This is a genomic window from Lentibacillus halophilus, from assembly GCF_055395055.1.
This window is the reverse complement of record NZ_AP043750.1, coordinates 2,683,838-2,707,207: the sequence shown is the minus strand read 5'-3', so window position 1 is coordinate 2,707,207 and position 23,370 is coordinate 2,683,838. Positions and strand designations below refer to the sequence as shown.

Below are 23,370 nucleotides of genomic sequence, written 5' to 3'. Positions count from 1 at the left end.
AAACATAGGTTTGTTTAAGCTGTTACTTAATGATTTTTTTAAAAGAAGGGGGGTCTTGATGGCTAAAATAGCAGAATTTTTTAAATCCGGGTCAACCGATGGCGGAAATATAAAAAACCGGGATTATACGAGGAAGACAGCGATACTTATTTCTGTTTTGGCAGTTATCTGGTCTATTTTTCAATTATATTCTGCGGTTTCGGGCACGTTTGATGCTATCAGTCTTCGTGCCTGGCATATTATCTTTTTGCTAATCATGGTATTTCTACTATATCCAGCATGGAAAAAAGGACAAATCCACCGTTCTCCTACGCTGCTTGATGCGTTGCTCATTTTGTTATCCATCGTTTCTTTTGGCTATTTGCTGATGAATTACAACGATATTGCTTTAAGAGGCGGTTATTTACTGCCACGCGATTATGTTTTTGGCGGGATTGGCATTCTTATGGTCTTTGAAGCGGCGCGCCGTGTTGTCGGGAACTTGGCTGTTCTGGCTTTGTTATTCCTCCTTTATAATTTTGTAGGAACCTTTATTCCTGGTTCGTTTGGTCACAGCGGATTCGGTTTGAACAGAGTTATTGATCATATGTTTTGGGGAAGCCAAGGAATTTTCGGTGTTGCTATCGGTGTGTCAGCGACGTTTGTTTTCCTTTTTATATTATTTGGTGCTTTCTTAAAAATAAGCGGGTTCAGTCAGTTTATTAACGACTTAGCTTTGACAGTAGCCGGTCGATCTCCTGGAGGTCCTGCGAAAGTCGCTGTCCTGGCCAGCAGTTTGATGGGAATGATCAATGGCAGTGCACTTGCTAATGTCGCAACGACCGGGACGATTACCATTCCAATGATGAAAGAAAATGGCTACCGCTCACGATTCGCGGCAGCGGTTGAAGCAGTATCTTCTACGGGCGGTCAGTTTGCTCCGCCGATTATGGGAGCAGCGGGCTTTGTCATGGCTGAATATCTCGGCGTACCTTATACAACAGTTCTGGTTGCTGCACTGGTTCCTGCTTTTTTATATTATGTAACATTAATATTCGTTGTTCACTTTGAGGCAAAGCGTCTTGGATTAAAAGGTATTTCTAAAGAAAATATACCAAAAATGGTAGAGGTTATTAAAAAACAAGGTCATCTTTCGTTACCTTTAATTGTTCTGATTACTCTGTTGTTTATGGGGTATACCCCATTGTATGCGGCGGTATTTTCCATTGCTGCCTGTGTCGTGGCCAGTTGGCTGCGGAAAGAGACACGGATGGGGATAAAAGATATTTTTCGAGCGTTAGAAGAAGGCGCTAAGGGAGCAGTCGGTGTCGGAGCAGCTTGTGCTATCATTGGAATCATTATAGGTACAGTGTCTTTGACTGGATTGGGCTTGGCATTTGGATACTCTATCATGGACTATACGAATGAAAGTTTATTGTTTGCCGGTATTCTCGTAATGCTGATGAGTATTGTTCTTGGAATGGGGGTCCCTGGTGTTGCTGCCTATGTGATTGTTGCTACAGTTGCCGCGCCTGTCCTGTTGGAGTTTGACGTTGAGCCGATGGCAGCTCACATGTTCGTACTGATTTATGCGTGTCTATCAAACATTACGCCGCCAGTGGCGCTTGCGTCCTATGTGGCTTCCGGTATAGCGGATTCGAATCAGAATAAAGTCTCTTTAACGGCTGTCAAGCTTGCTCTTACAGGGTTCATACTTCCATTTTTCTTTATTTTTGAGCCGAACCTCCTGCTTGATCCGACAGAGCTTATGAGTGGTATTCTGCCGGCAGTCACCGCGACGATTGGAGCAGTGGCACTGGCATCTGGACTGCAGGGCTGGCTTTTTATCCGCGATTCTATCATCCAGCGCATACTTCTTATCGGCGCAGGATTCTGTATGATGGCTCCCGGCGTTTGGTCTAACAGTTTGGGCCTTAGTATTATTTTAATTGTATCCGTTTGGCAATTATATATCATTAAAAATAAAAATCATGACGTATCAACGAGAGAAAGGATGTTATCCCAATGACTAAATGTTTATCCCGAAAGATGTTAATAACTGTTTCTCTGGCAGCGATTACCATTCTAATGGCCGCATGCGGAGGCAACGGTGACAATGAATCATCCGGAAAATCGTCCGGAGTGCAAGAAATGAACTTCCCGACAGCAAGTACGACAGGTACGATTTATCCATTAGGGTCTGCGATGGCCAATGTATGGAACAACCAAATGGACAATGTTCGTGTCACGGCTCAAGCCTCCAACGGGGGAGTTGAGAATTTGAATATGCTGAAAAAGGGACAAGGACAAATTTCATTTGCAACAGCTGGCATTATATGGGAAGCATACAATGGCAAGCGCGGGTTTAAAGATCGCAAGTACGATGACGTTCGTATTATGGCAGGCCTTTATTATAACCCAAACCAATTTGTCGTTCGTGAAGAATCCGGCGTGGAGTCAGTGGCTGATCTGGAAGGGCGAAAGTTTGCACCGGGAGCTGTTGGAAGCACCCCAGAGGTGGAAACGAGCATCATCCTTCCTGAGTATGGTATTGATTATCCGGACGGTATTAAGGAGAACTATGTCGGTTTCACGGAAGCGATTGATTTAATGAGAAACAAACAGATAGATGGTGCCTTAATTCAAGCAGGTTTACCAACATCTGCTGTTACGGAAATGACTTCCACAGCTGGTGGCAAACTGATTGGCATTGACAAAGACGTTCGCACGTCCTTGATGGACGAATACCCGTGGTACTCCGAAGTAACGATTCCGGCTGGCACGTATGACAATCAGGAGAAGGACGTTGAGACGCTTGGGATTAAAATGATGCTTATGACTGATGCATCCATGGATGATGAAACCATTTATAATATGACGAAAACATTTTGGGAAAACCTTGACAAGCTGAAAGATTCCCATGCCATCGTTGAACAGATGGACATTGAGGAAGCCACAACCGAATTGAGCGGTGTTCCACTTCATGATGGCGCCAAAAAATATTATAAAGAAGCCGGAGTTTTAAAAGAAGACGAGTAATCCTTCATTTGGATATGAATACGAACTTGTCCCAGTGCGATGTTACAGGAAGTGGAAAGAAAGGTAAACGCACGTGGTCTGATCGTGGAAATCGCAACATAAAAACGGTGAGGCTGGGACATAACTAAACAAATCACTTCTAAACACGAACGATATATTTGAGAAGTAGTCACCGCTTCGGAAAAACACTGCGCTTTCACCTTACCAGGCACAAGCGCGACATCTGTTCAAGCTTCCTTTGGTCGCTTTCACAGTGTCTTCTTTGCCGCGGGCGCTGCTGAGCCTCCTCGTGCTCGTCGCGTTGCAAGCTTATTCGTCGAAGCCTACTCATGGAAGCTTTGCTTTGTGCTTATCGGACTGCGGGGTCTCATCTAGGCTTTTTCATCCCGCAGGAGTCTCCGTGTTTTTCCTACGCTAAATGAAAAATCCGAACTGATTCAGATTATTTGTGAATCATAGTTCGGATTTTTCTTTGACTAAACGTCTTTTGTCCTAGCCCCGTTTTATAAGACACCTGTTTCACCCCAAATACCGGTGATAAAGCGATTTGGCTTTGGCGGCATCGTTGGTTCCATGAACAAGCACACGGCCATCTTTAAACAGGACCAATCGATTGGTGTCTGTTTTAAACTGCAGCAAAAATGTATTATGGTTGACGCTGCCGAGTTCAGAAAGGTTGGCAGCAACGACATCCAAGTCTCGTTCTTCTTTGGAAGGCGGGCGAATCTGTACCGTATCACGTCCGCAGAGCACTTCTGTTTTCGTATGGTCGCCGGCAGAAAGAAATGGATACATGGCGTCTGTGCCACATGATGGGCAATCGTCCTTTTTCAGCTGCTGGACGTTAATGGATGAATGGTGATTGGCCCATACATCAAACGAAATCAGTTCCTGACGCAAGGAGTCCCAGTTTTCCGTCAGGATTTTCAGAGCCTCCGCTGTTTGGTGTCCGACCACTAACTGGACGACTGGGCTGATCACGCCGCCTGTGTCACAGGTTAGCCCGCCGAGCGGAATGTCACCCATCAGGCAATGCAGGCATGGGGTCGTTCCTGGAAGAACGGTGTAACTAACCCCGTAACTGGCAACAATGGATCCATAAATCCATGGTATGTCATGCTTTTGTGAGGCATCATTGATAATCATGCGGATTTCAAAATTGTCCGTTGCGTCCATAATTAAATCAACGCCCGGCACGAATTGTTCCATTTCTTCCGGAGTCACATCAGCAATGTGCCCTTCAATGGTGACCTCACTATTGATGGCCTCCAGCCGTTCTTTAGCAGAAACAACTTTCGGGATATAATTTTTCGCGTCGTCCTCTGTATACAATTGCTGGCGTTGCAAATTACTCCATTCAACGTAATCCCGGTCGACGATGGTAAGTTTACCGATACCGGACCGGACGAGGATTTCCGCATTGCCGGTTCCCAGCGCACCGGCTCCGATGACGAGGACGTGTTTATTCCTGATTAAGCGCTGTCCCTCTTCTTGAATACCGGAGAATAACATTTGTCTTGAATAGCGTTCGAACATTAGACACTGATTCCTTCCATTGGGCTGCTCGCTGTTGCATAGCGTTTCTTCGGAATGCGCCCTGCTTCATAGCCGAGTCGGCCGGATTTTACGGCGAGCTTCATTGCTTCAGACATTTTGACTGGGTCTGCTGCCGCTGATACGGCCGAGTTCAGCAACACCCCATCTGAACCGAGTTCCATGGCCGTTACCACATCCTGAGGCGATCCGATGCCGGCATCCACGATCACGGGGACGTTGGCTTGCTCAACGATCAGACTCAAATTAAGTGGGTTAATAATTCCCTGGCCGGATCCAATAGGGGAGGCACCGGGCATAACTGCATGGGCACCGGCTTCCTCCAGTTTTTGTGCCAGCACGACATCATCGGACGTATAAGTCAGCACGGTATAGCCTTCTTTGACTAATTCTTCCGTTGCTTTTAACGTTTCCACCGGGTCGGGCAGCAACGTTTTATCACAGCCGATCACTTCCACTTTGACCATGTCACAAAGTCCCGAAGCGTTGGCCAATTTTGCCGTCCGAACGGCTTCCTGTGCCGTTTTAGCACCGGCTGTGTTCGGCAGCAAACTGTATTGTTCCACATCCAGTTTTTCCAGAAAATTTGGCTGCGACGGTTCAAAAATATTCATTCGACGCACGGAAAACGTCAATACGTCTGTTTCAGAGACATCAACCGCTGCTTTTTGCGTATCAAAATCAGGGTATTTGCCTGTTCCCAGAAATAAACGGGAATTAAATTGCTTATCGCCTATGGTTAACATTCAGCCACCTCCAACAAATTGAACTAATTCGACTTTGTCTCCGTCGGCTACTTCTTGTTCGGTGTGAGCCGACTTATCCAATATTTCGCCATTATGCTCGACAATCATGGCTTGATTCTCGATATGAAAATGTTGTTTCACATCTGATATGGTTTTCACGTGTTCTGGTACTTGTGTTCTATTACCGTTTACCGTGAGTTCCAACATTTGACCTCCTTAATCATGTAATTGGTGTTGATACCGTTGGATTGCTTCCAGCGGGTCCGGATCCAGCAGTATGCCGGACAGTACGGCGATACCGCTGGCTCCGGAGGCGAGAACATCCGGTGTATTCTCTGGTGTTATGCCGCCGATCGCTATCACCGGAACAGATGTATTTTGAGTGACGTTCGTCAGCTTTTGCAGTCCTTTAGGCGTCAGGTCCGGCTTGGAGGCGCTCGCAAAGATGTGACCATACACGAGATAATCCGCACCGCTGTTTTCGGCCGTTACCGCCTCACTGACCGAGTGAACCGAGCAGCCTATCCGCAAGTGCCCGTAAGAATGTTTGGCCGTTGCTGGATCGATGCTTTGGTGTGTCAGCTGAACCCCTTTTGCTTTCATCCTGTGTGCGATGTCGATTCGTTGATTTATGATGATCTTTTGTGACGGTATACCGCGTTGTGTCAAAGAATCCATCGCTTTTTCCCAGTCATGATCCGTCCACGTCTTTTCCCGAAGATGGATGTAGTCCGTAAAGGGGTGTATCTGTTCTAAAATGCCCAGAAGTTCTTCAGGCGACTGCTGTCCTGTTGAAATGACATGCAACTCAGCAATAGCGTATCACCTCCCCCGAAGCGATTGGTACATATCCGGCCAACACAAAAAACCACTTTCCGAAGACCGGCCGGAAAGTGGTTTGTGTTCGTATGATGGATTAACGTTTGTAACATTGCCACATCCCTACGCCGGTTTTAACCGTCTCAAGTTCAATGGGTCCCAAAGTTCATTACTTTGATCTCAGCCCTTTTGAAGGGCACCCCTAGAGCAAATCAATAATCGTATTTAATTTTGATTGTTAACGTTAAATTATCACAAAAATTCGTAAATGTCAATGATCCGTTTGGTAACGAGAGTTGAAAAAGAGAATAAGATTTGTTATATTAAGAACACATGTTCCATGGAGGGATCGATATGAGTAATATTTATGATCGTGGGAGCAAAAAATGGACGGCTATGATGATGCCGGAACACGAAGAATTGCTTCGGAAAATGTGGAAGGAGCAGGATTATAAAGAGAAGCCGATATTGGATGAACAGCAAAAAGAAGACGTGGATGCGCGACTGCAAGAAGCTGTTTACTATCATCGGACAGTGGAAGTAAAACATTACAACGGTCGGGACTTTCTGACGAGTAAAGGAACCGTGTCGAAAATAGATGAGAGACAGTTGTGGCTGGATAATGGTGCGACGATTAAGTTGGAAGATGTTTTAGATGTGCGTATCGACGACATCGGATAAAGAGATTATCTGTCATGCTATTAAACGGAATGTGGGCGTAACCGTTTAAAGAATGTCATTCAGTAGGTGAGGACAGATTACGTTTTTCCATCACTGCTGAATGCTGATAAAATTTGTTTTAAAGGGTTTTCTATTATTTTTCTATGTTTTTCCGTTGTTGGCAATGCTATCGTGTCGAATTAAATCGTAACCTAACCGAAGGATATTATTTACAAAACTCGACAAATGATTTATTATTAATAAAATATAATTTTTTCAATATTCATGCGGCGGTGATTAATTAAATACATTGAACACGTGAGATAGAAAGGACACCGAAATGCAGGCGGAGCTAAGAAAAGCATCGACGTTACTAGATGAAGAAAGACGAACAACCATATGGTTTTTGTGGATCTTTTATATTATTTATTTTTCTTACGACATAGTTTATTATATAATATTGCCTGAAATGCCGTGGGAATCGGCACAAAAAGTGTTAAACAATGGCTTGGGATATTGGACGTATATCATTTTATTAAGCTTACTGCCCATCGCTTTTTATTTAATGCATCGGGAAAAAACATGGATTATCAAGTATATGTATTTTATTACGTTCACCATTATGAATATTATCAATGATATATGGATATATTGGGGAGTTGAATCTACATACAGCAACGGCAATATCATTGAAATTGTCATAGTCTTGTTTGCTCCCATATTTGTAAATAAAACATTCTTCAACCTCGTATCCTTGGGCACAATTTTTAAATTTATTGTTTTAGGTATCGTTCTCAGGGATTTTGTCGTTACATTGCCAATTACGTTAATTGTTGTTTTATCCATCATAGGTTATATCCTGCTTCACCGTTTTATAAGGTATGTATCAGCGGTGGAAATATCGTATGACAAACAGCTTGAAGGCATTGTTAAAGGGGTTATTGCTACACTGGAGCTGAAAGATCACTATACACGCGGTCATAGCGAACGGGTGGCTCAATATGCCATGACTCTAGCGAGAGCAACGGGGAAATATCAAGCGGATGAATTAAAATCTTTTTACTATGCTTGCTTGCTGCACGATATAGGAAAAGTTTACATTCCCGATTCAATTTTGACCAAAACCGGCAAACTCACCGACGAAGAGTTTGAACTGATTAAAACGCATCCTGTTGTTGGTGCTGACGCTGTTCAGGAAGTGGAAGGTATCGATGATAACCTCGATGTCATCAGACACCATCATGAACGCTGGGATGGGAGAGGTTATCCAGATGGCTTAAAAGGTACGGAAATCTCTTTCCTCACCAGAGTTATCACCATTGCTGACGTGTTTGACGCGATGACGTCCTCGAGGTCATATCGCACTGCATTGCCCGTGGACGTTGCGTATGAAGAAATTGTTTCCAATAAAGGGACGCAATTTGATCCTGACTTAATGGAAACGTTTAAACACGTGTACCCAGAGTGGGTGGCATATCATGAGCATTACCAAACACATGAGACGGCGTTTGACGAAGCAGCACCTGACATGAAAGGAGGTGATTGAACATGAGAATCCGTAAACTGAACAAAATTAAAACAACATGCTGGTGGTGTATTTTTGCTTAATTTCTCGCACTAATTCCAACGTATGGGGCTGGGACAAAAGATGTTTAGTCAAAGAAAAATCCGAACTATGATTCGCGAAAAATCTGAATCAGTTCGGATTTTCATTTAGCGTAGGAAAAACACGGAGACTCCTGCGGGATGAAAAGCCTAGATAAGACCCCGCAGTGCGATAAGCACAAAGCAAAGCTTCCATGAGTAGGCTTCGACCTGCGAGGAGCGTAGGCTTCGACGAATAAGCTTGCAACGCGACGAGCACGAGGAGGCTTATCAGCGCCCGCGGCAAAGAAGACACTGTGAAAGCGACCAAAGGAAGCTTGAACAGATGTCGCGCTTGTGCCTGGCAAGGTGAAAGCGTAGTGTTTTTCCGGAGCGGTGACTACGTCTTAACTATATTGTTCGTGTTTAGAAAGGATTTGTTCAATCTTGTCCCAGTCCCATTTTTTAAAGACTAGCCCGGCCTAGCATCATTCCCCCCCGAACCAAGAGGTGAATAACTAACATGGACATCACGTTACAATCACATTTGACACTGTACCCTTTATCGATTCGAGAGGATAAAAAGCACTATATAGTAGAGGAGCCTGTTTCGGGTGACTTTTTCGAAATGCCGGCCGTCAGCGTTGACGCGATTCATTTGATTAATAGAGGAGAGCCGTTGGATAACATCGAACGGGAGCTCCAGGCGACATATCCGGACGAAGATGTGGCGCTCATTCCATTTGTAGAGCAGTTGGTGGATTTGGGTTTGGTGAAAGAAGTGGACGGAGAAACGGTGCCGCTAACCAAGCAAGAGCCGTTGCCGAGTGGGTTTACTTGGTTAGCTGCCAGTGTGGGGCGGTTCTTTTTTAATCGTTTCACTATGAAACTTTATATCGTCATCGTTCTTGTTAATTTGTGGCTCATGTTTATGAACCCACAGTTAGTGCCAGCGTATCAGGATTTATTTTTGTTTGATGCGATGACGCTTAATATGCTGTTGTACATGGGGATTAGTCTATTATTGGTTTTGATGCACGAATTCGCCCACATTTTGGCGGTCCGATCGTATGATTTGCCCGCTACACTGGATGTGGGACGTCGACTTTTTCTTGTAGTGTTTGAAACGGATTTGACCTGTGCATGGAAACTGGCACCACAGCAGCGGAATAGGCTCTATTTGGCCGGCATTTGTTTTGAGCAGGTGATGGTGCTTATCGCACTTGTAATTCAATTGGCTGTGAGTGGAAGCACGCTTGTTTCCGGCATTTTTGCTCTCGTTGTATTGGATATTTTTATAAAAACCATTTATCAGTGTTGCTTTTATATGAAAACGGACTTATATTATTTATTTGAAAATATGACAGGTAGCTACAATTTGATGGAAAACAGCCAACAGTATTTACGCAAGTGGATTCCATTTATGAAACAGGATTCAACAACGGAAGCGTTTGCCGGGGAAGCGACAACGATAAGATTATATGCGCTATTTTATAGCATTGGTTTGCTGCTTACGTTTGGGGTATTTTTGTTTTATTTCATTCCGCAGGCTGTTTACGCCTATGCTGAGACGCTGCCGGAATTACTCGATCCAGTCGGGAATCCACTCTTTTGGGATGCGGCTGTGTTTGTCGGGCAGACCGTTTTGCTTGGGGGGTTATACATATATGCCTGGCGCAAACCGAGAGCTTCCTGATCACAGTACTAAAGCGATGGAATGTTTCTATTAAAATGTATATTTCAAAATAATTTATCTTTCCCTATTTTTTGATTTGTTGTAAAATGATGGGGACAAGGAGGGGATGAGCTGTGAAAATAGGGTTTGTTGGTCTTGGTATTATGGGGAAACCGATGTGTCAAAATCTGATGAAAGCAGGTTATGAACTGGTCATCTCCAGCAGTAACCCGGATACCAATCAGGAACTTGGAAAACGTGGTGCGACGGTCGTTGATTCCTATACCGAATTGGCAGCTGCGACGGATGTCATCATTACGATGCTTCCCAATTCACCGGAAGTCAAGGAAGTTGTTCTTGAGCAGGGAGGGCTCATAGATGGAGCACGATCAGGCAGTGTGATCATCGATATGAGTTCCATTGCTCCGATTGCAAGTCAGGAGATTGGTGAAGCGCTGAAGGAAAAAGGCATTGGCTTTGTGGATGCTCCGGTAAGCGGTGGGGAACCAAAAGCGATTGATGGTACTGTTGCGGTGATGGCCGGTGGCGAACAAGCAACCTTTGACGATTGCCTTCCCATTCTGGAAACGATGGCCGGATCGGTTGTGCGCACTGGTGACATAGGGGCCGGTAATTCAACGAAGCTGGCCAATCAGATTATTGTCGCGCTCAATATTGCAGCTATTTCAGAAGCCATGGTGTTGACGCGAAACATGGGTGTTGATACCGAATCCGTTTATGAAGCAATCCGTGGCGGCCTGGCCGGCAGCAATGCGTTGGATGCCAAAGCACCAATGATGATGGATCGTAATTTCGACCCCGGCTTTACGATTGATCTGCATTTGAAGGACTTGCATAACGTGCTGGAAACATCCGGTGATATTGGTGTGCCGCTGCCCTTGGCTGCCTCCGTCAAAGAGACCCTACAGGCGCTGCAGGCGGGTGGCCAGGGTGATCGGGATCATGCGGCGATTTTGACATTTTACGAAAAGCTGGCCAACATGACGGCAAATGACTAACCTTCCAAATCGGGAACGCAAATATCCGAATCAAAATGAGTTATGCAATGTTTGGAGATCCTGGCATCCGCTTTGTGTCTATTGCGGATGCCGGGGTTCTTTTATCCATAAAGAATAAAGACGCTTATTGTCGGAATATTATTATTTCATAAAGGTTCGCTTAGTTATCCTGGACATTATTTAATTTTTTATAGAAATTATAATTATACACTTGACTTTATTTTTATACATTTTATAATAATGGGAAACAACGTTAATATGAGGAGGCATTTATCGTGAAAGCAGCTATTATCGGGGCGACTGGCTATGGCGGGTCGGAACTGATCCGCTTGTTGTACAGCCACCCGAATGTCACCCTGCAGTCGTTCCACTCATCAAGCCAGCACGGCCAGCCGGTGATGGCGAGCTATCCCCATATGCAGGGCATGATTGGTGACGACTTGGAAGATATTGATCCGGAACGAATGGCACAAGACGTTGATGTGGTATTTATAGCCACGCCAGCCGGTGTATCAACCGAGCTTGTTCCGGAGTTTATGAAGCATGATACAAAGGTAATTGACGTATCCGGTGATTTCCGTTTGAAAGATACCGATACGTATGAACGGTGGTATCATAAAACGGCACCTGATCAAAACTATGTTAATCAGGCCGTGTATGGATTGACCGAATGGTTGGACACCGATATCAAAGGAACACAGCTTCTTTCCAACCCGGGGTGTTATCCGACGGCAGCTTTGCTCGGGCTTGCCCCGCTTGTGAAGGAGAAGCGGATTGATCCCAATTCTATTATCATTGACGCCAAGACCGGTGTGAGCGGGGCTGGACGAAAAGTCAGTGCGGCTTCCCATTTCACCGAAACAAATGATAATCTTAAAATCTATAAGGTACTCGAGCATCAGCACACACCGGAAATAGAAATGATGCTTGATGCATGGAGCGAAACGAAAACAGCTATAACGTTCAGCACGCATCTGATTCCGATGACACGAGGGATCATGACGACCATTTATGCGGATGCTCCGGACGGTATGACGGCACGTGAATTGTTTGATTTGTACCAGGAAAGCTACAAGGACACCTATTTTGTACGTGTCCGGAAACAAGGCGAATATCCAACCACAAAAGACGTTTACGGTTCCAACTTTTGTGATATATCATTGTCATATGATGAACGGACGAACCGGATTATGATTGTTTCCGTCATTGACAATCTCGTTAAAGGTGCCGCTGGTCAGGCTGTTCAAAATATGAATCGGATGTTTGGATTGGAAGAGACGGCCGGACTGGATACGATGCCAATGTATCCATAGTAGGAATAAGCGAATAAATGAAAGGAGGAGAACAAAATGCTGACGGCAGAAGATGGCATTCAAACAATAGAAAGAGGGTCCATTGTCACACCGCGTGGATTTTATGCAGCCGGTATGCACACAGGCGTGAAACGGAAACGAAACGATTTGGGAATGATTTATTGTGATGTACCGGCGAGTGCTGCTGCGTTATACACAAAAAATATGATTCAGGCTGCCCCGCTGCAAACAACGAAGGACAGCATTGCCTCAGAGGGAAAATTGCAAGCTATCATTATTAACAGCGGCAATGCCAACGCATGCACAGGAAAGCAGGGGGAACAGGACGCCTACACAATGCGACATGCAACCGCCCAACAGTTGGAACTGCCAGACCATCGTGTAGCTGTATCATCGACTGGCATTATTGGCTTGCCTATGCCAATGGACCGCATCATTCCGAATATTAAAGAACTTCATCTGGATACGGATCAAGAAGCAGCAACAGCTTTTAACGAATCCATATTGACGACGGATGCCATACGTAAATCCACTTGCCGTCAGACCATTATTGACGACAGTCCGGTAACGATGGCCGGATCGGCGAAAGGGTCCGGAATGATTGAGCCGAATATGGGAACCATGCTTGCATTCGTGACAACAGACGCTGCTATCGAACCAGATATGTTGCAATTGGCATTGAAAGATGTAACGGATAAAACATTTAATTGTATAACGGTGGATGGGGACACATCAACCAATGACATGGTTCTGACAATGGCCAGTGGAAAAGCAGGCAACGAAAGCCTGACACCGGATCATAAAGATTGGAACGCTTTTGTGGAGATGCTGCGGGCGACGTGTGAGGACTTGGCGACGATGATTGCACGTGATGGCGAAGGAGCGACGAAGTTAATTGAAGTTAATGTTTCAGGGGCCCATGATGATCAACAAGCAGGTCAAGTGGCCAAAACAGTTGTCGGCTCATCGCTTGTTAAAACAGCTGTATATGGCGCTGATCCGAACTGGGGCCGCATTATTGCCGCCATTGGACGCAGTGGTGCGGATATCAATCCGGAGACCATCGATGCTTTTGTGGGTCCGGTGCAATTATTGAAAAACAGTCAACCACTTGCCTTTTCGGAGAAGGAAGCGTCAGACTACCTGCTCCAGGACACCATTACGATTACGATTGGATTGAACAATGGTGATGGAATCGGAAAGGCATGGGGATGCGATTTGACGTACGATTACGTTCGCATCAATGCCAGCTACACGACTTAAGGAGGAATTCAGCCATGAGCATCGCTGTTATTAAGTGCGGCGGGAGCATCCTGGACAATTTAACCGATCAATTTTTCGGCAATATAGCCAAGATGCAGGAAAAAGGGATTCGTCCTATTGTCGTGCATGGCGGCGGATCGGCTATTCAGGATATGCTTGATAAGCTTAACGTGACGTGTTCATTTGTTGACGGGCTCCGGACAACATCGGCGGATGCCATGAATGTTGTCGAAATGGTGCTTTCGGGCTATGTCAACAACGCGTTGACACGCCAAATTAATGACAATAATATACAGGCTGCCGGATTTTCCGGATCGGATGCTCAGCTAATACAAGCCGAGCCGATAAATTTCGAGCGGTATGGCTATGTCGGTGATGTAACAGCCGTCAATACGCTGTTTTTACAACGGATGCTTGATTCCGGTGTTGTACCGGTTATTGCTCCGATTGCAACCGGAGGAGACGGAAGCCGTTATAATGTAAATGCAGATACAGCCGCTGGTGCCATTGCCAGAGACATGAATGCAGATCGGTTAATTTTTATGACGGATGTGCCGGGCATTATGCAGGAAGAAGAAGTGATCAGCAATGTGTCCCAGACGGAGATTGACCATATGATTGCCGATGGTGTCATCTTCGGCGGCATGATCCCGAAAGTGAAAGCAGCAGCCGGAAGCCTTGGGGAAGGGCTGTCCAATGTTATGATCGCCGATGCGCATCAACGAATCAGTATGAGCGGGTTCACGGGAACGATTATTACGAAATAAACAAGCTGCGGGGCGGACGGATCGATTTTCACCCCGCATTTTCGTTAACATGGTCAACAAATTTGTAAATAGACTGTAAGAGGTAACCAGTTTTGTTTATAAACATTCAAAATAGAAAGAAAAGCAGCCCTTGCAAGGCAGGAAGGCTGTTTACATCTAGTATGTCCGGGGTGGACGCCTTTCTATGTGTAATGAATGGGGGTTGATTTTGTACCGGTGCGTGTTATAATCTACATATTAATTGAATCGCTTCGTTTCATATAATAGCAGGGATATGGCCTGCAAGTTTCTACCGGTTCACCGTAAATGAACTGACTATGAAAGAAAGCGCCATGCTGGTGCCGTTATAATTCGGTGCCTACTTTGTTTTCGGATGATTGATACCCGGAAAACATGCTTTCCTCATAGGATGAGTGGAAGCTTGTCTTCCGGGTTTTTATTTATTTTAACGCCCGAATCCATGAGCGGTTACATTCCTGAGCGCAGAAAGGAGATCATCATGAATTTATTAAAGCAGAAGATTAGAACCGAGGGAATTGTCCTATCCGATTCGGTGTTAAAAGTAGATGGGTTTTTGAATCATCAGGTTGACCCCGTATTGATGCAGGAAATCGGTGAAGAATTTGCTTCCCGTTTCGCTGGTGAAGGAGTTACCAAGATTATAACCCTCGAGTCGTCAGGAATTGCGCCTGCAGTCATGGCGGGACTGCGTATGGGGGTGCCGGTGGTTTTTGCCCGGAAACGCAAATCGCTCACCCTGACAGACCAGCTTTACAGTGCTGGTGTCTATTCGTATACCAAAAATGAAACAAACGAAATCTCCGTATCAACGGATTACCTTTCAAGTGATGACGTTGTCCTGATTATCGATGACTTTCTTGCCAATGGACAAGCAGTCCTTGGTATGCTTTCGATTGTGGAAAAGGCCGGAGCGTCCCTGGCCGGTATTGGAATTGTCATTGAAAAAGGCTTTCAGAATGGCGGGGCTGCTCTTAAAGATCGTGGTGTCCGGGTGGAATCACTGGCTGTTGTTGATTCGCTCGAAAATGGCAGCGTGACCTTTCATAATGAGGAGGCATCACTTAAATGAAGACATTCACACTTGGCTTGCAGCATTTGCTTGCCATGTATGCAGGAGCTATTTTGGTGCCGCTCATTGTTGGGCAGTCGCTTGGTCTGACATCAGAAGAGCTGACCTATCTGGTCGGTATCGATATTTTAATGAGCGGGGTCGCGACGATTATGCAGGTGGTCCGCAATCGCTATTTCGGGATAGGCTTACCGATTGTTCTCGGCTGTACATTTACCGCTGTCGGTCCGATGATTGCTATTGGCGGTGAGTATGGTATTTCGGCCATTTACGGATCTATTATCGTTTCTGGTATCGCTGTCGTGCTCATCAGTCGATTTTTCGGCAAACTGATCCGTTTTTTTCCACCGATTGTAACAGGAACCGTTGTAACGATTATAGGAATTACGCTTATACCGGTTGCCATAAACAATATGGGGGGAGGCGAAGACGCCAGTGACTTTGGATCGATGACGAATATTTCATTGGCTTTTGGTACTCTGTTTTTTATCATTCTGCTGTATCGCTTTTCCAAAGGATTTGTCCAGTCCATTGCTATTTTGCTGGGGCTTGCAGCGGGTACAATCGTGGCTGCACTGATGGGCAGGGTGGATTTTTCCGCTGTCAGCGAGGCATCCTACGTTCATATGATTCAGCCTTTTTACTTTGGCATGCCAACGTTTGAATGGTCGGCTATTCTGACCATGATTTTGGTTGCTATGGTATCGCTCGTTGAATCGACGGGTGTTTATTTTGCACTGGGAGATATGACGGATAAAGACTTGCAGGAAGAAGACCTGACACGCGGCTATCGGGCGGAAGGACTGGCTGTTCTTCTAGGCGGAATTTTCAACGCGTTCCCGTATACCGCTTTTTCACAGAATGTCGGCCTTTTGCAGATGACAGGGGTCAAATCGCTGAGAATTATTATGCTTACCGGTGTTATGCTCATTACCCTGGGACTGGTTCCCAAGATTGCCGCAGTGGCCACCATTATTCCGACCTCTGTTCTAGGCGGCGCTATGGTTGCCATGTTTGGAATGGTGATTGCACAAGGAATTAAAATGCTCAGCGCGGTTATTGGCGAGTCTGCTGAAAATGCAATGATCGTAGCCTGCTCGGTTGGCATGGGGATGGGTGTGACCGCTGTTCCGGAGCTATTCCAGCAGTTTCCCTCCGGTGTGCAGATTCTGACCAGCAATGGGATCGTAGCAGGAAGTATAACAGCCATTGTATTAAATATTGTTTTCAACATGACACCCGTCAAACGAAATAAAAAAACGAGGACAGCGCATCAGCATCCAGAAAGTGCCTGAGAACGGTTCATCGGAGCGATCAGGAATCACCCTGGTCGCTCTCTGCCTGTGCTTTTGCCTTTTCCGACAGCTTAATAATCCGGTCACCTTCCGCAAGTTCAATTTTATCCAGTTGGAGGGTCATGAAGGTCATTTCTTTATTTTCTTTCCATACAAATAAGAGCAGGCCGTAATCAGCAAATTGTTCCCGTTTGAGTGTTTGTTGTTCCGTTATTTCCACGGAATCAAACGTATAGCCTTCGCGTATTTTCCTTTTTAATTCCCTCAGTACTGCGTCTTCATGAAAAAGCACGTGCCCTTTGATAGCAGGAGCGATTTCGTCATTATCGGAGTCGCCTTTCTTACTCGCTGGCAGCGCGAATGTGTTGTTATAGCCAAATTCCGGAGCAAACGACTGGCAAATTAGCGCGTTGTAAGCAGGTTCGTCCGTCATCGCCAGGATATAGTCATACGGTGTGAGATCCACTTCAAATTCAATGTATTCGGATAGAATTTGACCGTAAAAGGTGTCAATGTCTTTCTTCCGGGCATCGGCCAAGTGTTCATAGGAATCATCAATGATTAAAACGGGTATTTCCAATGATTTAACGTACTCCGCAAAGGCAATGGAAAAATGGTTCGCCCCGATAATCAGAACCCCTGCCTGTTCGTTGTTGGCAAGGTTCAGCTTTTTAGAAAACGGCTTCAGTGTGAAACCGTGCGCACAAACGGTGATGAAGACAAGTGCAAATGTAATGGTCGTCAAAATCGACGCACCTGCATACCCATCCTCAACCAGGACACCCGTGAAATAGCCCGATACGGTCAAGGCCACAATGCCGCGTGGCGCTATCCAGCTGATCAGTGTCTTCTCAGCGGATGTCAACTCTGTGCCGATCGTCGTGATCCAAATGGAAAGCGGTCGGACCACGAACAACATGATCAGGACAAAACCAATAATCGGAATCGTGAATACTTCCAAAATGGTTTCCCTTGTCAAGGATGCTGTCAATAAAATAAAAATGGTGGACGTCAGGATAACAGATATATTTTCGACAAAATGTGACACATTGCCGATCGATGTAATATCCTTTTTTGTTCTGGCCATCGTCAGTCCCATAACGGTGACCGCAAGCATCCCGGTCTCATGCATAATGACTTCACTGCCTCCAAAGCAAAGAAGGACGAATGATAAGACAATAGGCGATTTCAAAAATTCCGGAAATAGTCCTTTGCGCACCATCCAAGTGACCAGAATGCCGACACCGAATCCTATAACAGCAGCCAGTACGGCTCCTCCGAAAAAGGCGAGCAAATAACTCCATTGAATGGCATCATCGCCAATAACTTTGACAACCTGATAGGCAAACAATGCTAATAGCGGGCCGATCGGGTCAATGATAATCCCTTCCCATTTCAGCACAGCTGCCACTCTTGGTTTCAATTTTGCCTGCCGCAAGAGCGGAATAATAACCGTTGGACCGGTGACGATAAACAGCCCGCCGATGATGAAGGAAATGGCAAAATTCAATCCGGCTATATAATGAGCCGCCAACGCACCACCGATCCAAGCTAGAAATGCTCCGGCAGTTACAACCCGCAAGACGGATTTAGAAATCCCTTTCAGTTCACGGAAATCAAGACTGGAGCTGCCCTCATACAAGACAACAGCAACAGCCAGGGAGATAAGTGGTGTATACAATTCATCAAGTGCTTGTTCCGGATCGATGAGCCCAAAAATCGGACCAATTAAAAGCCCGGCCACGGACATAATCACAATGGATGGCCATTGGATTCGCCATGCCAGCCATTGGGAGAATATCCCCAGGACAACGATAATAACAATGCTGAGTAGTTCTGCTTGTGCCAACGGTTTCACCTTCTTCATGACAGCAAAATGTTACTGGATGTACAGGATTTAACCATTAGCTTATACGTTTTTTGACGGTATTATCCTTTATTGTTGTGGGGTTCTTTTTCGAGCTTCAAGTTTTTTAAAATTAAGTAAAGAGTCAGACAGTCATCGAATGATCCGGTGTTGATGGATGTCAGTGAATTGATTTTTTGCAGGCGATAAATCAGTGTATTCCTGTGGATAAATAAGTCTTTAGCCGCTTGGCTGATTGTCAAATTATTATCACAGTAGGCAATAAAGCTTTTCGACAGCTCCGCGAAGTTGTCATCGTTGAGGAATCGCCTCAGACGGAACTGTACTTTTTCGCTGAATGATGCAGACAGCTGTTCGGGAAGCAATGTTTTAATCAATTCCCAACTATGATAACTATAAATCTTCTTAGATGCATCTCTCCGTTTTCCAATGGTTAGGAGTGTTTCGGCTTCATGGTAGGATTCATTAAGCGTTGCAAGGGACCAGGATAGGCTTCCGGCTGCAATCGATGCATTGGTAACGTGATAAGCTGCAAACGCTTCCAAAAGGCTATTGCTTTGACCCATGAAGTGATCCAGTGCTTCAAGATAGTCTGTTTCGGATGCGACTGTTTTAAGAAGAATCAATTTTTCAGTGTTTAAAAACGTACAAACAACGTCATTGTCGCTCTCGAATGCTTTTTTTGAGCAGTCGAGCAAACGGTCTTTCAGTTGGTCAATTGGTATTTTTCGTTGGATATTACTGATAAGGGAATTTTCAATATCAATAACGATGCAAAATCGCATCGCATAAAAGGGAATATTGAGCATCCGGCAATATTGTTCCGCTTTGACATGGCTGATCGATTCATTAAGCAAAATATATTGGGCGAATGTTTCCAATGTTTTCGTTTCCAAGTCTTCCAACTGCTTGTAAAATGTGTCCTGCCACACCATTTCAACATGGTTTTTAACGAGTTCCACATACGGCTTCACTTCCTCGGGCGGACCGATAATCCCGAGTACACCAACAGTTTTGTTGTTTAATTTAAGGGGAGCGGCAACACCCGGAAGAACATTGGACATCCCCTTGATCGTATCTTCATCGTATAACAAAAAGGTATCTTTTGTTATGACGTCTTTGGAAGGTTCATGCAGTTTTCCGATCCGATTTGAATCAGTGGATCCGATGATATACCCGTTTTTATCACTTAAACTAATGGGAAATGGCAAAATTTCTGAAACCGCTTTCACTACCTTTTGTGCAAATTGCACGAACCCCTCGATTGTGCTCACATCCTTTATTCAAATCATTAAAACCGAGTTTATTATAACACAATTATGACTATTCAAACAATAAAAGGGTATTTTTTGGTTATGGTAACCATAGCATTTGCAGGGCTTAATACGTTTAAATAGATATAACATTTCAAATAATTCAACTTTTATTACGCGTGGGGTGATTTTTTGACGAAGCATACGGATATTATCATTGTCGGTGGTGGAGTCGTGGGATCAAGTATTGCGTATAACTTATTGCACGATGGATTTGAAGGGTCAGTAACGATTTTTGAAAAAGATAAAATATATGAATTTGCATCAACGCCAAGAAGTGCCGGTGGATTGAGACAACTTTTTACAACAGGTGTCAATATTCAATTGAGTCGGTATGGATTACAGAAATATAGAACATTTTCAGACGATATGATGGTTGATGGTGAAGCGGCTGAAATTGATTTCAAACAGCGTGGGTACTTGTTTCTCGCTAAAGATGAAAATATGAAACAACTACAGGAACAGCTCAAATTGCAGCAATATTATGGTGTGCCTGCTAAATTAATGGCTAAGGAGGAACTTCATGACATTATTCCTGAGTTAGTCATAGATGATCTGCAAGGAGGATTATACTGTGGTGAGGATGGCTATCTGGATCCATACTCCGTCATGCAGGGATATGTTCGTAAAACGAGGGAACTGGGGGGAGAGTATATTTATGGGGATGTTGAAACCATTCTGACGGAAAGGGGGAAAGCAACAGGCGTAAGATTGGTCAATGGTGATGTTTATCAAGCGCCTATCGTGATCAATTGTGCTGGACCATGGGCGCCCGAACTAAGCGAGCGAATCGGCCTTCCGCTTCCTATTGTACCTTTAAAGCGGCAAATCATTCAGTTTGATATTGCAGAACCATTCGCAAATCATTTACCACTAACGATTGACCCAAGCGGTGTATATTTCCGACATGAAGGCAGCTCACTCATAACCGGCTTTTCAGAAAACGTGAAACCAGGCATTGATTTCAGATGGAAACGATCGTTTTTTGAAGACCAGTTATGGCCCGTGCTTGCGGAAAGGGTACCGAATTTTGAACGGGCTAAAATCAATCGTGGTTGGGCCGGCATTTACAGCCATAACACTAAAGATCAGAACGCCATTATTGGTGAACACCCGCAGCTGGATGGGTATTACATGGCTTGCGGATTCAGCGGACACGGCATGCAGCAGGCTCCCGGTGTGGGGAAAGGCCTCTCTGAATTAATTCGTAAAGGTCGCTATGAAACACTGGATTTGAATCCACTCCGTTTTGAACGCTTTGCTAGGAATGAATTGGTCATTGAAGGCGCCGTTGTGTAAGAAAATAAAAATCAATGTTGGATTATAGCTAAAAGGGGGAATAAAAAATGAACCGTTCCTCAACAGATAGGGAATATGGATTTATTGATAATAACTCTAATAATTCTGTTGTTGTTCAAAAAAAAGGGCAATATGTTTCCGGTTATTCCATTGGTATTTTACATTTGGATAACTGTTGGTATCCAGTAATACCAGGGAATGTAGCAAATTTAAGTACGTATGACTATCCTGTAAGACTAAAAAAAGTACCAAACTCAAACACTTCTCGAATACTCAATGGTGATCCTCAAATGCTTGATGATGTTATAAAAGCAGCTAAGGAGTTAGAGGAGGAAGGAGCACGTGCCATTTCATCGGCATGCGGATTCTTTGGTAACTATCAAGAAGACGTATCAGCATCCGTTGATATACCTGTCTACTTATCCAGTATTATACAAGTTCCATGGATTTATACAGGTATAAAGCCAAATGAGAAAGTCGGTATTTTGACAGCTTATAAAGAAGGAATGACCCAGGAATTATTTAAAAACTGCGGTATTTATGATTCTTCCCGATGTGTCATTAAAGATCTGAGTCATTATGCTGAATTTTCTGCCATAATTGAGAATCGAGGAAGTTTCAACAATGAAATAGTAAAGCAGGAAGTGGTTGATGCGGCTAGAGAAATGGTAAATAATCACCCAGAAATAGGTGCGATTTTACTAGAGTGCAGCGATATCCCGCCCTATGCTTCAGACATACAAAGGGATATAAAACTACCAGTATTTGATTTTATATCTTTGATTAATTGGATTCATCATTCAACAGCTCAAAAACCTTATCATGGGTTCTTGTAAAAATTAATTTAAGAAAGGAATTCTTATATGAATCGATTTTTTCAAGGTAAATATGGTAGGTATTTTTTACCAGCAATTATTCTGCAATCTGTATTAATTGGCGGAGGATTTGCTACTGGCCGAGAGATTGTTGAATTTGGTGCCAAGTACGGAGCTATGGGTTGGGTTGCTGGCATAGGAATTTTTGTTGGTTTTACGGTTACAGCAGTTGTGACATTTGAATTTGCAAGGAAATTTAGGATATTTAATTATAGATCAATGCTTAAAGAATTAATCGGCCCATTTTGGATTTTATTCGATCTTATTTACTTGTTTCTTGCAATTTTGATTATTTCAATTATGGCATCAGCAACAGGGGAGATAATGCAAACCACGCTTGGAATTAACTATTGGATCGGCGTTATTTTCATAACAGTTATTGTTGGTATTCTAAACTTTTTTGGTAAGGAATTTATAGAACGTTTTAAATCGATTGGGACATTAATGTTAATGATTGGTTATTTAATTTTTGCTGTACTAGTCATTTCAACCACTTGGCAGGATGCTATTTCCGTTATAAGACTGGAAGATACTAGCTTTGTAAAAGATACGTTCAATGTTGGAACCGTGTTATGGAGTGGAATTTTATATGTTGGATACAGTCTTGTTATCTACCCATCTGCCTTATTTACTGTAAAGCGGCAAAAATCCCGTAAAGAGGCAGTGTTTTCAGGGGTAATAGCTGGTATTTTAATGACTATCCCTTGGTTTTTAACTTATTTTAGCATCTTGGGTTTCTATCCAGCTGACAACGTTCTAGGATCACCAGTACCTTGGCTTGAAATGTTAAGTGGATTTCCGTCCTTTGTTATAGTCCTTTTTGGAGTTGTTGTTGGCTGGACTTTGATTGAAACAGCTTCAGGTATGATTCACGCGTTTATTGACAGAATTGATTCGCAAATAGAAGAACACTTTGAAAAAGTTTTAACGAAGTTTCAAAAAGGAATTATAGCGGTTAGCACATTGATCCTTTCAATATTATTATCCCGAATTGGCATAATTGATTTGATATCAAAAGGATATACAGCAATGGCATATGGAATGATTTTAATTTTTGGATTACCTTTGTTAACGATTGGTGTTTATAAAATTTTCTTTATGAGCCAGAGCAGTAAAGCAAAATTAGAAGTTGATGCCGGGGTCAGTGATGATAAAGAAAGTGCTAGGTAAAGGTTGGAGCCTGGGTGATATCGCTGGATACGTTTATTGCATT

At 44.1% G+C, this 23,370-nt stretch carries 20 protein-coding genes and 2 riboswitches; of the genes, 14 read left to right on the top strand and 6 right to left on the bottom strand.

Going from position 1 to position 23,370, the window contains the following annotated elements; all coding sequences use genetic code 11:
• The first annotated feature begins 58 nt into the window (after window positions 1–58).
• Both ACZ5Q7_RS13370 and ACZ5Q7_RS13365 read left to right on the top strand, forming a co-directional pair.
• Window positions 59–2,008: a TRAP transporter permease gene (locus ACZ5Q7_RS13370; RefSeq protein ID WP_343750404.1), complete on the top strand. Its 1,950-nt coding sequence runs from the start codon at window positions 59–61 to the stop codon at window positions 2,006–2,008.
• Complete coding sequence (locus ACZ5Q7_RS13365; RefSeq protein WP_343750402.1) at window positions 2,005–3,018, top strand: TAXI family TRAP transporter solute-binding subunit; 1,014 nt, start codon at window positions 2,005–2,007, stop codon at window positions 3,016–3,018. The genes ACZ5Q7_RS13370 and ACZ5Q7_RS13365 overlap by 4 nt, the downstream gene beginning before the upstream one ends.
• Window positions 3,019–3,537: 519 nt before the next feature.
• Here the strand turns inward: ACZ5Q7_RS13365 and ACZ5Q7_RS13360 are convergent.
• The 4 genes from ACZ5Q7_RS13360 to ACZ5Q7_RS13345 are packed head-to-tail and all read right to left on the bottom strand — an operon-like array spanning window position 3,538 to window position 6,125.
• Window positions 3,538–4,554 (bottom strand): thiazole biosynthesis adenylyltransferase ThiF, encoded by a 1,017-nt coding sequence (locus ACZ5Q7_RS13360; RefSeq protein ID WP_343750400.1) that lies wholly within the window; start codon window positions 4,552–4,554, stop codon window positions 3,538–3,540.
• Complete coding sequence (locus ACZ5Q7_RS13355; RefSeq protein WP_343750399.1) at window positions 4,554–5,318, bottom strand: thiazole synthase; 765 nt, start codon at window positions 5,316–5,318, stop codon at window positions 4,554–4,556. Before ACZ5Q7_RS13355 ends, ACZ5Q7_RS13360 begins: the two co-directional genes overlap by 1 nt.
• Complete coding sequence (gene thiS / locus ACZ5Q7_RS13350) at window positions 5,319–5,525, bottom strand: sulfur carrier protein ThiS (RefSeq protein ID WP_343750398.1); 207 nt, start codon at window positions 5,523–5,525, stop codon at window positions 5,319–5,321.
• A 9-nt stretch (window positions 5,526–5,534) separates the two neighbouring features.
• Window positions 5,535–6,125 carry a thiamine phosphate synthase gene (locus tag ACZ5Q7_RS13345; RefSeq protein ID WP_343750397.1) on the bottom strand — a complete coding sequence of 197 codons (591 nt, stop codon included), beginning with the start codon at window positions 6,123–6,125 and terminating at the stop codon, window positions 5,535–5,537.
• Window positions 6,126–6,240: 115 nt separating this feature from the next.
• Window positions 6,241–6,351: riboswitch (TPP riboswitch) on the bottom strand.
• A gap of 140 nt (window positions 6,352–6,491) precedes the next feature.
• Between ACZ5Q7_RS13345 and ACZ5Q7_RS13340 the strand changes: the two genes are divergently transcribed.
• The 9 genes from ACZ5Q7_RS13340 to ACZ5Q7_RS13300 all read left to right on the top strand — a co-directional run bounded on the left by ACZ5Q7_RS13340 (window position 6,492) and on the right by ACZ5Q7_RS13300 (window position 16,803).
• Window positions 6,492–6,818, top strand: a complete 327-nt coding sequence (locus tag ACZ5Q7_RS13340; RefSeq protein ID WP_343750396.1) for a YolD-like family protein — start codon at window positions 6,492–6,494, stop codon at window positions 6,816–6,818.
• Window positions 6,819–7,137: 319 nt separating this feature from the next.
• Window positions 7,138–8,343, top strand: coding sequence for an HD-GYP domain-containing protein (locus tag ACZ5Q7_RS13335; RefSeq protein ID WP_343750395.1), 1,206 nt, complete (start codon window positions 7,138–7,140; stop codon window positions 8,341–8,343).
• Window positions 8,344–8,904: 561 nt separating this feature from the next.
• Window positions 8,905–10,077: a peptidase gene (locus ACZ5Q7_RS13330; protein ID WP_343750394.1), complete on the top strand. Its 1,173-nt coding sequence runs from the start codon at window positions 8,905–8,907 to the stop codon at window positions 10,075–10,077.
• 113 nt (window positions 10,078–10,190) lie between these two features.
• Window positions 10,191–11,075, top strand: coding sequence for a 2-hydroxy-3-oxopropionate reductase (gene garR, locus ACZ5Q7_RS13325; protein WP_343750393.1), 885 nt, complete (start codon window positions 10,191–10,193; stop codon window positions 11,073–11,075).
• 275 nt (window positions 11,076–11,350) lie between these two features.
• Window positions 11,351–12,388: an N-acetyl-gamma-glutamyl-phosphate reductase gene (gene argC / locus ACZ5Q7_RS13320; protein WP_343750392.1), complete on the top strand. Its 1,038-nt coding sequence runs from the start codon at window positions 11,351–11,353 to the stop codon at window positions 12,386–12,388.
• 36 nt (window positions 12,389–12,424) lie between these two features.
• Window positions 12,425–13,651, top strand: a complete 1,227-nt coding sequence (gene argJ, locus ACZ5Q7_RS13315; protein ID WP_343750391.1) for a bifunctional glutamate N-acetyltransferase/amino-acid acetyltransferase ArgJ — start codon at window positions 12,425–12,427, stop codon at window positions 13,649–13,651.
• Between the two features lie 14 nt (window positions 13,652–13,665).
• Entirely contained in the window at window positions 13,666–14,418 is a 753-nt protein-coding gene (gene argB, locus ACZ5Q7_RS13310) for an acetylglutamate kinase (RefSeq protein WP_343750390.1), read from the top strand.
• A 236-nt stretch (window positions 14,419–14,654) separates the two neighbouring features.
• Window positions 14,655–14,756, top strand: a riboswitch (purine riboswitch).
• A 161-nt stretch (window positions 14,757–14,917) separates the two neighbouring features.
• The gene (locus ACZ5Q7_RS13305) at window positions 14,918–15,508 is read left to right on the top strand and encodes a xanthine phosphoribosyltransferase (protein ID WP_343750388.1); all 591 of its coding nucleotides are present in this window, start codon (window positions 14,918–14,920) and stop codon (window positions 15,506–15,508) included.
• Entirely contained in the window at window positions 15,505–16,803 is a 1,299-nt protein-coding gene (locus ACZ5Q7_RS13300) for a nucleobase:cation symporter-2 family protein (protein WP_464432907.1), read from the top strand. The genes ACZ5Q7_RS13305 and ACZ5Q7_RS13300 overlap by 4 nt, the downstream gene beginning before the upstream one ends.
• A 19-nt stretch (window positions 16,804–16,822) precedes the next feature.
• Here the strand turns inward: ACZ5Q7_RS13300 and ACZ5Q7_RS13295 are convergent, their stop codons facing one another.
• Both ACZ5Q7_RS13295 and ACZ5Q7_RS13290 read right to left on the bottom strand, forming a co-directional pair.
• Window positions 16,823–18,652, bottom strand: a complete 1,830-nt coding sequence (locus ACZ5Q7_RS13295) for a cation:proton antiporter (RefSeq protein ID WP_343750386.1) — start codon at window positions 18,650–18,652, stop codon at window positions 16,823–16,825.
• Between the two features lie 80 nt (window positions 18,653–18,732).
• Window positions 18,733–19,923, bottom strand: a complete 1,191-nt coding sequence (locus tag ACZ5Q7_RS13290) for a CdaR family transcriptional regulator (protein WP_343750385.1) — start codon at window positions 19,921–19,923, stop codon at window positions 18,733–18,735.
• 192 nt (window positions 19,924–20,115) lie between these two features.
• Between ACZ5Q7_RS13290 and ACZ5Q7_RS13285 the strand changes: the two genes are divergently transcribed.
• From ACZ5Q7_RS13285 to ACZ5Q7_RS13275, 3 genes are read left to right on the top strand one after another with little or no spacing between them, the layout of a single operon-like run.
• Window positions 20,116–21,282, top strand: a complete 1,167-nt coding sequence (locus tag ACZ5Q7_RS13285) for an NAD(P)/FAD-dependent oxidoreductase (RefSeq protein WP_343750384.1) — start codon at window positions 20,116–20,118, stop codon at window positions 21,280–21,282.
• A gap of 47 nt (window positions 21,283–21,329) precedes the next feature.
• Window positions 21,330–22,118: an aspartate/glutamate racemase family protein gene (locus tag ACZ5Q7_RS13280; RefSeq protein WP_343750383.1), complete on the top strand. Its 789-nt coding sequence runs from the start codon at window positions 21,330–21,332 to the stop codon at window positions 22,116–22,118.
• Window positions 22,119–22,145: 27 nt separating this feature from the next.
• Complete coding sequence (locus ACZ5Q7_RS13275) at window positions 22,146–23,327, top strand: YkvI family membrane protein (RefSeq protein WP_343750382.1); 1,182 nt, start codon at window positions 22,146–22,148, stop codon at window positions 23,325–23,327.
• The last annotated feature ends 43 nt before the right edge of the window (window positions 23,328–23,370 follow it).

What these genes read in the sequence shown, in the direction of transcription:
- argB (WP_343750390.1), top strand. Translation starts at nt 13,666, where the DNA reads ATGAGCATCGCTGTTATTAAGTGCGGCGGGAGCATCCTGGACAATTTA.
- ACZ5Q7_RS13335 (WP_343750395.1), top strand. Translation starts at nt 7,138, where the DNA reads ATGCAGGCGGAGCTAAGAAAAGCATCGACGTTACTAGATGAAGAAAGA.
- ACZ5Q7_RS13275 (WP_343750382.1), top strand. Translation starts at nt 22,146, where the DNA reads ATGAATCGATTTTTTCAAGGTAAATATGGTAGGTATTTTTTACCAGCA.
- thiS (WP_343750398.1), bottom strand. Translation starts at nt 5,525, where the DNA reads ATGTTGGAACTCACGGTAAACGGTAATAGAACACAAGTACCAGAACAC.
- ACZ5Q7_RS13360 (WP_343750400.1), bottom strand. Translation starts at nt 4,554, where the DNA reads ATGTTCGAACGCTATTCAAGACAAATGTTATTCTCCGGTATTCAAGAA.
- ACZ5Q7_RS13340 (WP_343750396.1), top strand. Translation starts at nt 6,492, where the DNA reads ATGAGTAATATTTATGATCGTGGGAGCAAAAAATGGACGGCTATGATG.
- ACZ5Q7_RS13365 (WP_343750402.1), top strand. Translation starts at nt 2,005, where the DNA reads ATGACTAAATGTTTATCCCGAAAGATGTTAATAACTGTTTCTCTGGCA.
- ACZ5Q7_RS13370 (WP_343750404.1), top strand. Translation starts at nt 59, where the DNA reads ATGGCTAAAATAGCAGAATTTTTTAAATCCGGGTCAACCGATGGCGGA.
- ACZ5Q7_RS13305 (WP_343750388.1), top strand. Translation starts at nt 14,918, where the DNA reads ATGAATTTATTAAAGCAGAAGATTAGAACCGAGGGAATTGTCCTATCC.
- ACZ5Q7_RS13300 (WP_464432907.1), top strand. Translation starts at nt 15,505, where the DNA reads ATGAAGACATTCACACTTGGCTTGCAGCATTTGCTTGCCATGTATGCA.
- ACZ5Q7_RS13280 (WP_343750383.1), top strand. Translation starts at nt 21,330, where the DNA reads ATGAACCGTTCCTCAACAGATAGGGAATATGGATTTATTGATAATAAC.
- ACZ5Q7_RS13355 (WP_343750399.1), bottom strand. Translation starts at nt 5,318, where the DNA reads ATGTTAACCATAGGCGATAAGCAATTTAATTCCCGTTTATTTCTGGGA.
- ACZ5Q7_RS13330 (WP_343750394.1), top strand. Translation starts at nt 8,905, where the DNA reads ATGGACATCACGTTACAATCACATTTGACACTGTACCCTTTATCGATT.
- argJ (WP_343750391.1), top strand. Translation starts at nt 12,425, where the DNA reads ATGCTGACGGCAGAAGATGGCATTCAAACAATAGAAAGAGGGTCCATT.